Source organism: Aurantimonas sp. 22II-16-19i (genome assembly GCF_002088275.1).
Taxonomy (GTDB): domain Bacteria; phylum Pseudomonadota; class Alphaproteobacteria; order Rhizobiales; family Rhizobiaceae; genus Jiella.
The window spans coordinates 65,273-79,673 of sequence record NZ_AQQS01000026.1 but is presented as its reverse complement, the minus strand read 5'-3'; the positions used below and the strand labels follow the sequence as shown (position 1 = coordinate 79,673).

Below are 14,401 nucleotides of genomic sequence, written 5' to 3'. Positions count from 1 at the left end.
AGCGGCCGGCGGATCCCATCCGCCGGCCGCTTTCGTTCGGGTTTCACGTGAAAGGCCTTCGAGGACGGCGGCGAGCGCCTGCCGCTCCGGCCGCCTCAGGCGAGTGGCGCAAGCCCCAGATCGGCGCGCCGCGGCAGGTCGGCGCCCTTGCGGGTGCAGGTGACGGCGGCCGCCTTCACGGCAAAGCCGAGCAGCGCCTCGACGTCCCTGCCGGCAAAGCCGGTGATCGCCGCCCGCGACAGCGCATCCCGTTCCTTCAGCCCGGCGAGCAGCGCCGCCTGGAACGTGTCCCCCGCCCCGACCGTGTCGACCACCGCCACCTGTTGGCCGGGCACCCGCGCGGCAACGCCCTTCGCCGTCTGCGCGATCGCGCCATGTTCGCCGAGGGTGGCCACGGCAATCTCGGCGCCGGCCGCGACCCATTCGGCGATGACGCTCTCGACGGCCCGGCCCGGATAGAGCTGGGCGATGTCCTCCTCGCTGGCCTTGACAAGGGCGGCGAAGGGAACGAGCGCGGCGACCTTGGCGCGCCAGACGTCGAGGTCCGGCTCGATCGAGGCGCGCACGTTGGGATCGTAGGAGACGAAGCGGTTCGGCGCCTCCTGGCGCACCAGCTTCAGGAGGGCGCTCGCCGTCGGCTCGGTCACCGTCGAATAGGAGGCGACGTGGACGACCTCCACCTCCGCGGGGAGCGACTGCGGCACCTCCTCGGGCGCGATCGAGCGATCGGCGGTGCCGTCGATGTAGAAGGCGTAGCTCGCCGAGCCGTCGGCCGCCAGCGAGACCATCGCGAGGGTGGTATTGCGGTCGGTGGGGATCAGGAAGCGCTGGTCGATCCGCTCGCGCTCCATGAAGCCGCGGATGCGTTCGCCGAAGAGATCGCCCGACATCTTGGTGAAATAGCCGGCGTGGTGGCCGAGACGGGCAAGGCCGAGGGCGACGTTCAGCGGCGAGCCGCCGACCCGGCCGGCGAGGCCGACCGTCGCGACGTCCTCCTGCGGCACCGCGAAGAGATCGAACAGGCAATCCCCGCAACTCAAGAACATCCGCCACCTCCATCTATCCGCCACGACGATCCCACAGCCGCTAGCAGGAATGGCCGAGCCGGAAAAGAGCGCCGCGGCGCCTCGAGGCCTTCCTTCGCGCCCGCCTCCCCCTATGATGCCGGCCCAACCGCCTTCAGCCGCCGGACCCTGCCATGCCCTTCGACCGCATCAACGACATCGCCCTCCATCACCGCGCCGACGGGCCGGAAGGCGCGCCGGCCATCGTCCTGATCAACTCGCTCGGCACCGACTGCCGGATCTGGGACGCGGTGGTGCCGGGACTCGCGGACCGCTACCGGGTGATCCGCTACGACAAGCGCGGCCACGGGCTGTCGCAGGTGCCCCCCGCCCCCTACCGGATGGACGATCATTCCGCCGATCTGCGCGGCCTTCTCGATCACTACGGGCTCGACCGGGCGCTCGTCGTCGGCCTGTCGATCGGCGGCCTGATCGCCCTCGGCCTTGCTGCCGGTGACGAACACCGCCTCGCCGGGCTGGTGATGATGGACACCGCGCACCGGATCGGCGACGCGGAAGGCTGGAACGCCCGCATCGCCGCCATCGAAGAGGACGGGATCGCCGCGATCGCCGACCAGATCCTGTCGCGCTGGTTCACGCCTTCGTTCCGCTCGCCGGACAATCCGGCCTTCACCGGCTATTCCAGCATGCTGCTCCACACGCCGGCCGAGGGCTATCTCGGATCCTGCGCCGCCCTTCGCGACGCCGACAACACCGAGACCGCCCGCCGCCTTTCCACCCCCACCCTCTGCCTCGTCGGCGACCAGGACGGCTCGACGCCGCCCGATCTCGTGCGCTCCTGCGCCGATCTGATCGCCGGCTCGCGCTTCGAAATCGTCGAAGGCGCCGGCCACCTGCCCTGCATCGAGCAGCCCGCGAAGACGGCCCGGCTGCTGCGCGAATTCGCGGCCGAGATCTTCGCCGCGGACACCGCCCGGTGAGCGCCTCGGTCTTCGCCCATCCGATCCTCGCGCCGCTCTTCGGCGACGAGGAGATCGCCAGCTACTTCACCGCGGCAGCCGACATCGAGGCGATGCTCGCCTTCGAGGTGGCGCTCGCCGAGGCGGAATGTCGAAACGGCCTGATCGAGGCGGCGCAGCGCGACCAGATCCGTGCCTGCGCCGCCGCCTTCGCGCCGGATCTCGACGCGCTCGCCGCGGGAACCGCCCGCGACGGCGTCGTCGTGCCGAGCCTTCTGGCGCAGCTTCGCGCCGGTCTCGACGCCGAGGCCGGCAAGGCGCTCCACAAGGGCGCGACCAGCCAGGACGTGATCGACGCCTCGCTGGCGATGCGCCTGCAGGGGATCGCCCTCGTCCTCGACCGGCGGCTCGCCGCGATCACCGACGCCTTCGCTCGCTGGAACATCGCGGCGGGGGAGCGACAGGTGATGGCCCACACCCGCATGCAGGCGGCGAAGCCGACGCGGTTCGCGCGCAAGCTGGCGTCCTGGACCGACCCTCTGGTGCGTTGCCGGCTGAGGCGCGAGGAGATCGGCCCGCGCGCCTTCGCCCTCAGGATCGGCGGCGCGGTCGGCGACCGGGCGGGGTTCGGCGACAAGGCCGACGAGATCGCCCGCGATGTCGCGGCGAGCCTCGGCCTTCCTTCCGCGCCCGCCTCGCTGCATTCCGAGCGCGACGGGCTCGTCGAACTCGCCGGCTGGTTCTCGCTGATCACCGGAGCGCTCGGCAAGTTCGGCCAGGACGTGGTGCTGTCGCTGCAGAACGAGGTCGGCGAACTGCAGCTCGCCGGCGGCGGCGGCTCCTCCGCCATGCCCCACAAGAACAATCCCGTGGGAGCCGAGATCCTCGTCACGCTGGCCCGTTTCAACGCCACCCTCGTCTCCGGCATGCATCAGGCGCTCGTCCACGAGAACGAGCGCTCCGGCGCCGCATGGTCGCTGGAATGGATGCTGCTGCCGCAGATGGCGATGGCGGCGGGGGCGGCGACGCGCAATGCGGAAGCGCTGATCGGCCAGCTGCAGCTCGCCGAGACGTGACGGCGGCGCGCATGGGACGCTGACGCGCCCCCGACCATGTCGGGCAGCCCTCGGCGCTGCCGGGCCGGTCAGTCCTCCCCGTCGCCGCCCGGCGGAAACGGCCACGGCCGGTCCCAGCCCTCGGCAAAGACCAGATCCTGAAGGGCGAGGCGCTTCGACCAGCGGCGGGCTTCCAGCTCGGGCCGCCCGAACAGCTCCTCCACATGACCGAGGCAGAGATAGGCTACCGGCACCACGCCTTCGGGAAGCTTGAGGATCGGCCGCAGATCCTCCGGCTCGAAGATCGACACCCAGCCGGCGCCGATGCCCTCGGCCCTGGCGGCGAGGAAGAGGTTCTGGACGGCGCAGGCGGCGGAGAGGAGATCGGTGTCGCGCTGGTGGGTGCGCCCGAGCACCACCTTGCCGCCGCGTGTCCGGTCGCAGGTGACGCAGATGTTGACCGGCGCCTCGACGATGCCCTCGAGCTTGAGGCGCTGATAGGCCGCCGCGCGCTCGTCGGAGAACATGCCGGCGGCTTCCTGGTTGCGCCGCGCGACGACGTCGCGGATCCTGCGGCGCAGGGCAAGATCGCGGATGACGATGAAATTCCAGGGCTGCATCAGCCCGACGGAAGGGGCGTGATGGGCCGCCTCCAAGAGCCGGGCGATGACGGCGTCGCCGACCGGCCGGTCGAGGAACTCGCCGCGCACGTCCCGGCGCGTCTCGATCGCCCGGTAGACCGCCGCCCGGTCGGATTGCGAGAACGGGCCGGCGGCGACCATCTCCGAAGCAGCGACCGGTGGCCCCGCGCTTTCGCTGGGCAGCTCGTCGCCGGTGCCGTCTGCGGGCCGATCGGGCTCCTTGCGCGACATGCCGGGCTCGTCCGGCCGGCTCAGAACTCGATGCCGCGCTGGGCCTTCACGCCGGAGCGGAAGGGATGCTTCACCATCTCCATCTCGGTGACGAGATCGGCGAGCTCGATCAGCTCGTCCTTGGCGTTGCGACCGGTGACGATGACGTGCTTGTTCGCCGGCTTCTCCCTTAAGAAGGCGACGACGTCGGCAATGTCGAGATAGTCGTAGCGCAGCACGATGTTCATCTCGTCGAGCAGCACCATGTCGTGCGCCTCGTCCATGATCAGCGCCTTGGCGCGCTCCCAGGCGGCCTTCGCGGCCGCAATGTCGCGCTGGCGGTCCTGGGTCTCCCAGGTGAAGCCGTCGCCCATGGCGGTCATCGTCACCTGTTCGGGGAAATGTTCCAGGATCTTGCGCTCGCCGGTCTCCCACTTGCCCTTGACGAACTGCACGACGCCGACCTTCATGCCGTTGCCGAGCGCCCGGAAGACGAGGCCGAAGGCGGCCGTCGACTTGCCCTTGCCCTTGCCGGTGTGGACGATCAGAAGGCCCTTCTCGATGGTCTTGGTGGCGAGGATCTTGTCGCGGGCCACCTTCTTCTTCTTCATCTTCTCGGCGTGACGGGCGTTCAGCTCCGCCTCGCTCATGCCGTCGGTGATCTTGCTGCGTTCGCTGTGGTCGTCGCTCATGCGGCCCTCTCAGGTTCCGGCGTCTCGTCCGGCTGGAACAGCTTGGCGAAGAACACCCGGCTCTCGCCCTTGGGATAGTTCGGCAGCCGCCCGAAGGGGCGATAGCCGATCGTCTCGTAGAAGCCCGGCGACTGGAAGGTATAGGTGTCGACCCAGACGCCGGTGCAGCCTTCGTCCCGGGCGATCGCCTCGGCCTGTTCCATCAGCGCGCGACCAAGGCCGAGGCCACGCCAGCGCTCCGGCACGGCGAGGATCTCGATATGCATCCAGTCCCAGTAGACCTGGGCGATCAGCCCGCCGTCGACGCCTCTCTCGTCCCGCAGCGCCAACGTCACGTAGCGCGACATGAAGGCGAAATCCTTCTTGGTCGAAAACTCGGCGAGGGGCGCGACGATGCACGCCCTCAGATCCGCGCTCGGAAGCTCGAGGCGCTCGATGGCCGGGAATGTGGTCGGGGGAAGTGTGGAGATCGGGGTCATGGCGATGTCATGATCCGATCTAAAGCGCGCTTCAAGTCCCGCCATGCGATGCTCCTGCGGGCTGCAACTCCGCGCGTGCGGAATTCGACCGCGGCGTCCACAGGCCCCGCTCGATCGCCTCGGCGAACCTGTCACGGATTTCGGCGAGCGCGGCAGGATTGTTCTCGCCGAGAAACGCGCGCACCGTCTCGTCCATCAGGAAGGCGTTCCAGGCCGCCTCGAAGTGGTGGTCCCTGACCGCCCCCGTCGTGGCGGCGAAGGCGAACATGTAGTCCACCGTCGCGGCGATCTCGAAGGCGCCCTTGTAGCCGTGGCGCATGACGCCGGCGATCCACTTCGGATTGACGACGCGGGCCCGGACCACCCGGCCGATCTCCTCTTCCAGCGTGCGCACCACCGGGCGCTCGGGCCGGGAATGGTCGTTGTGATAGACCACCGGCCGCGCCCCGGAGAGATGCTCGACGGCCGCCGTCATGCCGCCCTCGAACTGGTAGTAGTCGTCGGAATCGAGCAGGTCGTGCTCGCGGTTGTCCTGGTTCTGGACCACCGCCTCGATGCCGGAGAGCCGCGTCTCGAAGGCCTGGCGCTCGGCCGCGCCCTCGGTGTCGGCTCCGTAAGCATAGGAGCCCCAGACGAGGTAGCTCGTCGCCAGCTCCGCCTTGTCGTCCCAGCCCTTCTCGTCGATCAGCGCCTGCAGCCCCGCACCATAGGCGCCGGGCTTCGACCCGAACACCCGGAAGCCGGCGCGCTTCTCGGCCTCGGCCTCGCTGGCGCCGGCCGCGATCAGCGCCAGCCTTTCGGCCCGCATGCGCGCGGCGATGGGATTGTCGGCCTCATCCTCATCCAGCGCGCCGATCGCCCGCGCCGCCTTGTCGAACAGCGCGATCTGGTCCGGAAAGGCGTCGCGGAAGAAGCCGGAGATTCGCAGCGTCACGTCGACGCGCGGCCGGCCGAGTTCGGCGAGCGTCACGATCTCGTAGCCCGTCACCCGCCGCGAGGCCCGGTCCCAGACCGGCTTCGCCCCGATCAGCGCCAAAGCTTGGGCGATATCGTCGCCGCCGGTGCGCATGTTGGAGGTGCCCCAGGCCGTGAGACCCAAGGAGGTCGGCCATTCGCCGTGGTCCTGCAGGTGCCGGGTGACGAGGAGCTCGGCAGACTTTTTACCGAGGCGATAGGCCGTCTCCGTCGGCACGGCTCTGGTGTCGACGGAAAAGAAGTTCCGCCCGGTCGGCAGCACGTCCGGTCGGCCCCGGGTCGGCGCGCCGGAGGGGCCGGGGGGCACGAAGCGTCCGGCGAGGCCGGCGAGGAGGCCGGCGATCTCGGCCGGGCCGGAGCCGACGATGGCCGGCTTCAGGCGCGATGCGACGGCTTCGAGAACCGGCCTGGTGGACGGCCAGTGGATATCCTGTGGAAGGGTGCCGTCGACGAGGCCGGATGCCAGGAGTTCCAGTCGCTCGACGGTATCGCCGGTCGTGCGCCAGGCGCTTGTGGACAATTGCGCAAGAACCTGTGGATGAGGACCGTGCCACGGTGCCGCCATGTCGCAGTCGAGGGGGTCGAAGGAACTTGCTCGGTCTGCGCCGCGCCCTTCGGCGCCCCCCACTGTCCTGCCGGACATTTCCCCCACGAAGGGGGAAATCGATCCTTGTTCGGCGCGCGCATCTTTCCTTGCGACCATATTGGCGGGCGAGACGTTTTCCGGAACGGCGGCGTCCTGAGTCTCTTCTGATCTCCCCCCCTGTGGGGGAGATGGCTGGCAAGCCAGAGGGGGGTGCCCGCCGCCGCCATCGCTTCCGATCGATCCGCAAAGCCCCAGATCCTCCGCCAGCGCCCGGATCAGCGAGGCATCCCCCGGCGCGCTGCCGCGCGGCAGGCGGGCGAGCGCCACGACGAGGTCGGTCAAAAGCCGGCCCTCCGGCGCGACGCCGAAGACATGCAGCCCGTCGCGGATCTGCATCTCCTTCAATTCGCACAGATAGGCGTCAAGCTTTTCCAGCGCCGCCTCGTCGCCCTCGCCGGCCGCGATCCCGGCGTCGTGGTCGAGGCCGATGTCGCGCACGAGATCGAGGATCTGGCTCTTCAGCAGCACCAGCCGGCGGGGATCGCCGCCGGAAGCCTCGTAATATTCGTCGACGAGGGCTTCGAGGTCCTTCAGGGGTCCGTAGGTCTCGGCCCGGGTCAAGGGCGGCGTCAGATGGTCGATGATGACCGCCGCGGTCCGGCGCTTGGCCTGCGTCCCCTCGCCGGGGTCATTCACGATGAACGGATAGAGATGCGGCAGCGGGCCGAGGACAGCTTCCGGAAAGCAGCGCTCCGACAGCGCCAGCGCCTTGCCGGGCAGCCATTCCAGATTGCCGTGCTTGCCCATGTGGATCACCGCGTCGACATCGTGGACGTCGCGCAGGAAGGCGTAGAGCGCCAGATAGTTGTGGGGCGGCACGAGATCCGGCGAGTGATAGGTCTCCTTCGGATCGATGTTGTAGCCCCGCGCCGGCTGGATGCCGACGAGCGTCTCGCCGAAGCGGGCGAGCGGCAAGGCGAAAGCCGGCTTACCATTACGATCCACCACGAAAGGATCGGTTTCCGGCGCGCCCCAGCGGCCCAGCACGGCTTCGCGGACGCTCTCCGGCAGGCGGCCGAAGAAGGCGCGATAGGCCTTAAGCGGCATCGTCTCGCGGATCTCGCGGGCCGTCGTGCCGGCATTGGTCGGGCCGGCCATCAGATGCGCGATGAGGGCGTTGCCGTCCCCGGGGATGTCGGCGGCCGGATAGCCCGCCGCTCGCATCGCCTTGAGCACCTCGATGGTGCCGGCGGGCGTGTCGAGGCCGACGCCGTTGCCGAGCCGCCCGTCACGGTTCGGATAGTTGGCGAGAAGGATGGCGACGCGCTTGTCGGGATTCGGCTTTTGCCGCAGCCGGGCCCAGCGCGCGGCGAGTTCGGCGACGAAGGCGACGCGGCCCGGAACCGGGCGATGGGCGACGATGTCGGTCTCGGTGAGGGCATCCCATTCGCCCGCCGACTTGAAGGCGATGGCCCGCGACAGGATCCGGCCGTCGAGTTCCGGCAGGGCGACGCTCATGGCGAGGTCGCGGGCGGAGAGGCCCTGGCTGGAAGCGTGCCAGGCCTCCTCGGATCCCGAGGCGAGCACCGCCTGCAGGATGACCGCGCCATGCTCTTCCAGCACGGTGGGGACGCGCTCGGCTCCGGCACCGGCGGATGGCGAGGAGACGGCAAAGCCGGTGAGGTTGACGACGACGGCGGGCTGGCGGCGGGCGAAGAGCGTGCGGACGGTCTCGATCGACACCGGATCCTTGAGGCTGGAGACGTAGAGCGGGAGAACGTCGAGGCCGCATGCGGCAAGGGCGCCTGCCAACGCCTCCACCGGCCCGGTCTGGCCGCTCTGGACGAGGGCACGGTAGCAGACGATGGCGGCGAGGGGTTGCACACCTGCTTCGTCATCATCGTTGCCGCCGCGATGAACGTCGCCGTCACCCCCCTCTGGCCTGCCGGCCATCTCCCCCACAAGGGGGGAGATCGGACCGCGTTCGGCCTCGGCGCCCTTCGCTCCGATGGTTGAGGACAGCGGAGACGCATCCGGGCAGGCGCCGCCCTCCCCACCGCCTGATCTCCCCCCTCGTGGGGGAGATGGCCGGCAGGCCAGAGGGGCGCGCCTCGCGCCGTCGTTTCCGCGCAATTCCACGACCCCCGCCTTCAAGAGCGGCGTCGCCTCGCCCGGCCAATCGCTTTCGCCCAGCACGGCTCGGCAGCCCTGCAGGAACCCTTCCGCATTGGCCGGCCCTCCCTCGACCAGATACCGCCACAACCGGTCGCGCTCATCCAGCGGGATGGTCGTATAGGCGTCGAGGCCCGGATCCGGCTTGTCGTCGCCGGGGATGACCGCGAGCTTGCCGCCGGTCGCTTGCGCGTTGGCGAGCAGCGCATCCAGCCCATAGGGCCAGTAGGCCTGCCCGCCGAGGAGCCGCACCACCACCAGCCGCGCATGTCTCAGCGTTCGCTCGACATGGGCGTCGACCGACATCGGATGCTTCAGCCGGAGGAGATTGGCGAGGCGGAGCTCGCCCGCGCCGGACCCCAGCCGATGCGCCGCCGCCGCCAGGGCGGCGATCTCGGTGTCTGCCGCCGACAGGAAGACGATGTCGCCCGGCGACTGGCCGAGATCCACCGCCTCGCCGCCGTCGTCGATGGCGCCCTTCTGGGCAAGGAGGAGATGCAAGCCGCGCCCCTATTCGGCCGCCGTCGACGGCATGGCCGGGACCTGCCCGCCCGCCAGAGCCTCGATCCGCGCGGCGATCGCCGCGCAGGCCGCATCCTTCAGCCCGTCATGCAGGCCGATGACGACGAGCCGCGTCCGGCGGGCCTCGTCCCTGCCCCAGGGCCGGTCGAAATAGGTCTCGATCCGCTGGCCCACCGCCTGGACGACGAGGCGCATCGGCTTGCCCGGAACCTCGGCGAAACCCTTCACCCGCAGGATGTCGTGCTCGGCGATGGTCGCCTTCAGCCCCTCGACGAAGCCGGGCTGATCGACGAGCGGACCGGCCTCGACGACGAAGCTCTCGAACTCGTCGTGGTCGTGCTCATGGGCGCCGTCGGGGCCGCCCTCGTGCTCGATCTCGTGGTGGGACTTGCGCGATCCGATCAGCTCTTCGGTGCCGGCGGCGATGCCGAGCAGCACGTCGGCCGGCAGCTTGCCGTTCTCGGCGGCGACGGTCTTCACCGTGCGCGCCGTCGCCGCGGCGGTCTGCCTGCGGACCCTTTCGAGCGTGTCGCGGTCGATCAGGTCGGCCTTGTTGAGGACGATGAGGTCGGCGGCGCGGATCTGGTCCTCGAACAGCTCTTCCAGCGGATTGTCGTGGTCGAGGCTCGTATCGGCGGCGCGCTGGGCGGCGACCTTGTCCTCGTCGTCGGCAAAGCGCCCGGCCGCCACCGCCGCCGCATCGATGACCGTGACGACGCCGTCAACGGTCACCCGCGTTTTCACCTCCGGCCAGTTGAAGGCGGCGACCAGCGGCTGCGGCAGTGCGAGACCCGACGTCTCGATGACGATGTGATCGGGCGGCGTCTCGCGATCGAGCAGCTTCGTCATGGTCGGGATGAAGTCGTCGGCGACGGTGCAGCAGATGCAGCCATTGTTGAGTTCGACGACGTCGTCCTCGCTGCAGGTCTCGATGCCGCAGCCCTTGAGGATGTCGCCGTCGACGCCGAGATCGCCGAATTCGTTGATGATCAGCGCGATCTTCCGGCCGCCGGCGTTCTGCAGGAGGTTGCGGATCAGCGTCGTCTTGCCGGCCCCGAGAAAGCCGGTGATGACGGTGGCGGGAATTTTTGGCGCAGGCATGACATGCCTCCTTTGCGTTGGTTGCGGGGGAACGCCAAAACGCTCGACCCCGGGGGCATCAGCCCTTGAGTTTCATCGGCAGGCCGGCGGCGACGAAGAAGACCGCCCCGGCCAGCGCCGCGATCTCCTGGTGCAGCCGGCCGGCATGGTCGCGGAAGGCCCGCGCCATGGCATTGTCCGGCACGATGCCGAGGCCGACCTCGTTGGAGACGAGGACCACCGGCCCCTTCGGGCCTTCCCCTGCGAGGCAGGCTGCGAGTGCGGCGGCCTCGGCCGCAACGTCCCGCTCCTCGAGCATGAGATTGGTCACCCAGAGGGTGAGGCAATCGACGAGGATCATGCGGCCCGGCCCGGCCTCCCGGCGAAGCGCGCCGACGAGATCGAGCGGCGCCTCGACCGTGCGCCACCCGGCGCCGCGGTTCGACCGGTGCCTGGCGATCCGCTCTTCCATCTCGCCGTCGAAGGCCCGGCCGGTGGCGAGATAGAGCTTGTCGAGGCCGCTCTCGGCGACCAGTCTTTCGGCAAACGCGCTCTTGCCGGAGCGGGCGCCGCCGAGGACGAGCGTCACGGGCGGCGCCTGCATCGTCAGGCCTCGGCGGCGCCGAAGCGCTCCATGGCAAAGCCGACGGCGAGCCCGATCAGCACCCAGAAGATCGCCCCGGTGGCGAGCGAGGCGACGGCGAATTCCGCCGCGAGCGTCGGCGGGATCGGGCTCGACAGATCCGCCGGATGCGGCGCGGCGAAGAGATGCGGGACGACCAGGAGGGCGACGCCGCCGGCCCGCAGCATCGGCTCCCTGCGAAGCAGCAGGCAGTAGAGCCCCACCGCCGTCAGGCCGACGGTCATGATCCACCAGGCCTGCCTTGCCGACAGATCGGCCGCCGGCATCGCCGGCAACTCCGGCGGCAGACCGAGGGCGGGAGCGAGCGACACGGCGGCGAAGCCGGCGAGGCCCCACAGCGCGCCGTTGCGCACGGTGATGCCCCGGCCCGCCAGGAGCGCCACCGCCGCCAGCATCAGGGCAAAGCCGCCGCCGGTGACGATGTTGGCGGTGAGGGTGCCGAGCGCCCGGCTCTCGAACAGGGCTGCCCCTGCCTCTTCACCCTCCGCGCCGGCGGGCGAATGGGCGAGGATGATCGCGCCGCCTTGCGGATCGAAGGCCGCGCCCGCCGAATGGGCGTGTGCGGAGGACACCAGGCCGGCGTCATGGTGGTGCGCCGGCCCGGTGTCGTGGGCGCCGTCCTCATACTGCTCGGCATGGACGATCAGCGGCACGACGCGCGCATACTGGACCGGCGTCATCACGACGCCGACGAACAGCCCGGCCACCAGGGCGGCGAGCAGATATCTCACGAACATGGAAGGCTCCCTTGTCCGGCGCTGCAGGCCGGATCACGACCGACGTTTGATGGAAAGGATCGGAAGGCGGCAGGCCGCCTGTCGAAACCGTCAGTGGCAGGGAAAGCCGAAGGCGTGGCGCACGTCGTGAGCCGTGTCGTGCAGCGCCTGGGAGTGGGCAAAGCCCGCGCCGAAGATGAAGAAGGCACCGAGAAACAGGGCGAAGAGGCCCGTGGCGATGCGTTGGCCGGCGATGCGCGTGCCGGACTGGCTGCCGGCAAGGGTCTGGGATTTCGTCGTCATATCAACCTCCGTGACGACCACCCGGGAATCGGGCGGACGGGTCTGGAAGGCCGGCAGGTCTCCTGGCTCGCGGGTCTTCGAACGTCGTCTCGCCTTCCCGGATTGCTCCAGTGGCTTTTCCGGCGCGGGCGCGCGTCATGCTTGCCTCACGTCGGTGACGACTTCTCGCCGCTCTACAGTCGCGGGGTCGGCTGCGATCAAGACCCCCGGATTGGGTCGGCCCTTCGCATTCCCTCTTCGCCCCCTGCCGCGTGGCGGCGGGGGAACCGTCCTTCGACCGAAGCGGCGCGATTGGCCACCCGGTCGGCTCCAAACTAGCAGCGACGACCTCCAGCGCAAGGCAAATCGCAACGGCAGCGGCCGAAGGCGACGCGTCGCCCTGCCGACGGCAGCTTCAGGGTTAAACGATCACTGCACCAACACATTCTCAACTCCTGTCATTCATCGTTACGAAAATCGTCTGCCGGAGCGCCCGTTTCCCATGGATCAGCCAACTCGCGAAGAAGCCGCGCGACTTCGGGAAGTCGAGCGCTATCGGCGCAGCAGCGCCCTGACCGGCGAGAAGCTCGAGCGGATCGTCAAGCTGGCGTCGGCGATGTTCGGCTTCGAGCGTGTCAACGTCACGACCCACTATGCCGACACCCAGCTCTGCCACGTGCAGCTCGGCGAGCTCAGCGCGCCGCGCCGGCGCGAGGAGACCGTCTGCCGCGTGCCGGTCGAGACCGGGGAACTGCTGGTCGTCGAGGACCTGTCGCAGGATCCGCGCTTCATGCACCTGCCGGCCGTCCGCGAGGAACCGCATATCCGCTTCTATGCCGGCGCGCCGCTGGTCACCCCCTCCGGCCACGCGATCGGGGCGCTCTGCCTCCTCGACACGAAGCCGCGGCCGTTCACGCGCCATCAGGGCGAGCTTCTGGCCGATCTCGCCGCTCTCGCCGTCGAGCACATGGAGCTGATCGCGATCAACGAGGAGGCGAAGTACGACACGCTCACCGGCCTCAGGAACCGGCCGTTCCTGATCGATGCGATGCAGGCCTCGATCGATGCGGGGCGCGCCTCCTCGATCCTCCTGATCGACCTCGACGGCTTCAAGGAGATCAACGATTCCCTCGGCCATGCCTGCGGCGACGAGGCGCTGGTCCAGGCAGCAGGACGCATCGCCGAGTTGTGCGACGGGCAGCGGGTGAGCGCCCGGCTCGGCGGCGACGAGTTCGTCATCTTCATGGACGGCGAGGCCAATCCCATCGAGGCGACGAAGGTCGCCGAGCGCGCTGTGCTGCGCCTCGCCGAACCGATGACGATCCGGGGCCACGTCGTCCAGTTCGGCGCGAGCATCGGGATCGCGATCCGGGAGCGCGAGAGCGACGCCACGCAGCTGCTCGGCAATGCCGATCTTGCCATGTACCGGGCCAAGCAGGACGGGCGGAACTGCCACCGGATCTTCACCCGGGAGCTGCGCAACGTCGCGCTCGAACGCGGCAACATCGTCCTCGAGATGCAGGAGGCCTGGGAGGACGGCAGCTTCGAGCTCTACTACCAGCCGATCGTGCGCCTCAGCGACGGGCGCTGGACCGGGGCGGAGGCGCTCTTGCGCTGGAACTATCCCTATCGCGGCGTGCTGCCGCCGGCGATGTTCCTGCCGGTCCTCGAGAAGAGCCACCTCGCCGTCGAAATCGGCACCTGGGTGATCGACGAGGCGTGCCGCCAGGCCGCGATCTGGCGCCGGCGCTTCGATCCGGACTTCACGATCGCCGTCAATCTCTTCGAACTGCAGTTCAAGCCGGGGACGCTGGTTGCGAAGGTCCGGGAATCGCTTGGCCGGCACGGGCTGCCGCCGGAGGCCCTGCAGCTCGAGCTCACCGAGCGCATCATCCTGGCCGAGGACAGCCGCATCGTCGACCAGGTCCGGGCGCTTCGCGACCATGGCGTCGGCATCGCCTTCGACGATTTCGGAATCGGCCTCGCCTCCTTGTCCGCCCTGCGGCACTACCCGGTCTCCTGCATCAAGATCGATCGCTCCTTCATCGCCGAAGTCGCCGGCAATGCCGCCGACCAGTCGATCGTCGCCTCGCTGATCGCCCTGTCGAAGAGCCTGAAGCTGGAAACCGTCGCGGAGGGGATCGAGACCGCCGAGCAGCGGGCGATGCTCGAGCAGGTCGACGGCGTGAACGGCCAGGGCTTCCTGTTCTCGCGGCCGCAGCCGGTCGCGCTGCTCGAGAGCGTCTGGTCATTCCCCGCCGACAAGCTGGCCGGCCAGCAGCGCGCCTGATCCCGTCCTGACCGGGCGGTTCGAGCCGCCCGAAATCATGCGGGAAGCTTGATCCGGCACCGCCGCCGCGGCGT

At 69.6% G+C, this 14,401-nt stretch carries 12 protein-coding genes and 1 riboswitch; of the genes, 3 read left to right on the top strand and 9 right to left on the bottom strand.

Features of this window, described 5'->3' with window-relative positions; translation table 11 throughout:
• Window positions 1-95: 95 nt before the first annotated feature.
• Complete coding sequence (locus tag ATO4_RS18840; RefSeq protein WP_083593086.1) at window positions 96-1,046, bottom strand: carbohydrate kinase; 951 nt, start codon at window positions 1,044-1,046, stop codon at window positions 96-98.
• Window positions 1,047-1,198: 152 nt separating this feature from the next.
• Between ATO4_RS18840 and pcaD the strand changes: the two genes are divergently transcribed.
• Both pcaD and ATO4_RS18830 read left to right on the top strand, forming a co-directional pair.
• Window positions 1,199-2,005 (top strand): 3-oxoadipate enol-lactonase, encoded by an 807-nt coding sequence (gene pcaD, locus ATO4_RS18835; RefSeq protein WP_083593085.1) that lies wholly within the window; start codon window positions 1,199-1,201, stop codon window positions 2,003-2,005.
• Window positions 2,002-3,060 (top strand): 3-carboxy-cis,cis-muconate cycloisomerase, encoded by a 1,059-nt coding sequence (locus ATO4_RS18830; RefSeq protein WP_083593084.1) that lies wholly within the window; start codon window positions 2,002-2,004, stop codon window positions 3,058-3,060. Before pcaD ends, ATO4_RS18830 begins: the two co-directional genes overlap by 4 nt.
• Before the next feature lie 68 nt (window positions 3,061-3,128).
• Here the strand turns inward: ATO4_RS18830 and bluB are convergent, their stop codons facing one another.
• The 8 genes from bluB to ATO4_RS18790 all read right to left on the bottom strand — a co-directional run bounded on the left by bluB (window position 3,129) and on the right by ATO4_RS18790 (window position 12,058).
• Window positions 3,129-3,821 (bottom strand): 5,6-dimethylbenzimidazole synthase, encoded by a 693-nt coding sequence (gene bluB / locus ATO4_RS18825; protein ID WP_139802546.1) that lies wholly within the window; start codon window positions 3,819-3,821, stop codon window positions 3,129-3,131.
• Between the two features lie 110 nt (window positions 3,822-3,931).
• Window positions 3,932-4,582, bottom strand: a complete 651-nt coding sequence (gene cobO / locus ATO4_RS18820) for a cob(I)yrinic acid a,c-diamide adenosyltransferase (protein ID WP_083593082.1) — start codon at window positions 4,580-4,582, stop codon at window positions 3,932-3,934.
• A complete protein-coding gene (locus ATO4_RS18815) occupies window positions 4,579-5,061 on the bottom strand; it encodes a GNAT family N-acetyltransferase (RefSeq protein ID WP_083593081.1) in 483 nt (160 codons plus the stop codon). The genes cobO and ATO4_RS18815 overlap by 4 nt, the downstream gene beginning before the upstream one ends.
• Before the next feature lie 31 nt (window positions 5,062-5,092).
• Complete coding sequence (gene cobN, locus ATO4_RS18810; protein WP_083593080.1) at window positions 5,093-9,295, bottom strand: cobaltochelatase subunit CobN; 4,203 nt, start codon at window positions 9,293-9,295, stop codon at window positions 5,093-5,095.
• A gap of 9 nt (window positions 9,296-9,304) precedes the next feature.
• Window positions 9,305-10,417 carry a cobalamin biosynthesis protein CobW gene (cobW, locus tag ATO4_RS18805; protein WP_083593079.1) on the bottom strand — a complete coding sequence of 371 codons (1,113 nt, stop codon included), beginning with the start codon at window positions 10,415-10,417 and terminating at the stop codon, window positions 9,305-9,307.
• Between the two features lie 58 nt (window positions 10,418-10,475).
• The gene (gene cobU, locus ATO4_RS18800) at window positions 10,476-11,000 is read right to left on the bottom strand and encodes a bifunctional adenosylcobinamide kinase/adenosylcobinamide-phosphate guanylyltransferase (RefSeq protein WP_083593078.1); all 525 of its coding nucleotides are present in this window, start codon (window positions 10,998-11,000) and stop codon (window positions 10,476-10,478) included.
• Between the two features lie 2 nt (window positions 11,001-11,002).
• Window positions 11,003-11,776 carry a CbtA family protein gene (locus tag ATO4_RS18795; RefSeq protein ID WP_083593077.1) on the bottom strand — a complete coding sequence of 258 codons (774 nt, stop codon included), beginning with the start codon at window positions 11,774-11,776 and terminating at the stop codon, window positions 11,003-11,005.
• A gap of 90 nt (window positions 11,777-11,866) precedes the next feature.
• Window positions 11,867-12,058 carry a CbtB-domain containing protein gene (locus ATO4_RS18790; protein WP_083593076.1) on the bottom strand — a complete coding sequence of 64 codons (192 nt, stop codon included), beginning with the start codon at window positions 12,056-12,058 and terminating at the stop codon, window positions 11,867-11,869.
• Between the two features lie 34 nt (window positions 12,059-12,092).
• Window positions 12,093-12,344, bottom strand: a riboswitch (cobalamin riboswitch).
• A 195-nt stretch (window positions 12,345-12,539) separates the two neighbouring features.
• Here ATO4_RS18790 and ATO4_RS18785 point away from each other — a divergent pair.
• Window positions 12,540-14,327 carry a sensor domain-containing phosphodiesterase gene (locus ATO4_RS18785; RefSeq protein ID WP_083593075.1) on the top strand — a complete coding sequence of 596 codons (1,788 nt, stop codon included), beginning with the start codon at window positions 12,540-12,542 and terminating at the stop codon, window positions 14,325-14,327.
• Window positions 14,328-14,401: the final 74 nt, after the last annotated feature.

Coding starts and splice junctions, on each gene's coding strand:
- ATO4_RS18840 (WP_083593086.1), bottom strand. CDS start 1,046: ATGTTCTTGAGTTGCGGGGATTGCCTGTTCGATCTCTTCGCGGTGCCG.
- pcaD (WP_083593085.1), top strand. CDS start 1,199: ATGCCCTTCGACCGCATCAACGACATCGCCCTCCATCACCGCGCCGAC.
- bluB (WP_139802546.1), bottom strand. CDS start 3,821: ATGGTCGCCGCCGGCCCGTTCTCGCAATCCGACCGGGCGGCGGTCTAC.
- cobO (WP_083593082.1), bottom strand. CDS start 4,582: ATGAGCGACGACCACAGCGAACGCAGCAAGATCACCGACGGCATGAGC.
- ATO4_RS18815 (WP_083593081.1), bottom strand. CDS start 5,061: ATGACCCCGATCTCCACACTTCCCCCGACCACATTCCCGGCCATCGAG.
- cobW (WP_083593079.1), bottom strand. CDS start 10,417: ATGCCTGCGCCAAAAATTCCCGCCACCGTCATCACCGGCTTTCTCGGG.
- cobU (WP_083593078.1), bottom strand. CDS start 11,000: ATGCAGGCGCCGCCCGTGACGCTCGTCCTCGGCGGCGCCCGCTCCGGC.
- ATO4_RS18795 (WP_083593077.1), bottom strand. CDS start 11,776: ATGTTCGTGAGATATCTGCTCGCCGCCCTGGTGGCCGGGCTGTTCGTC.
- ATO4_RS18790 (WP_083593076.1), bottom strand. CDS start 12,058: ATGACGACGAAATCCCAGACCCTTGCCGGCAGCCAGTCCGGCACGCGC.
- ATO4_RS18785 (WP_083593075.1), top strand. CDS start 12,540: ATGGATCAGCCAACTCGCGAAGAAGCCGCGCGACTTCGGGAAGTCGAG.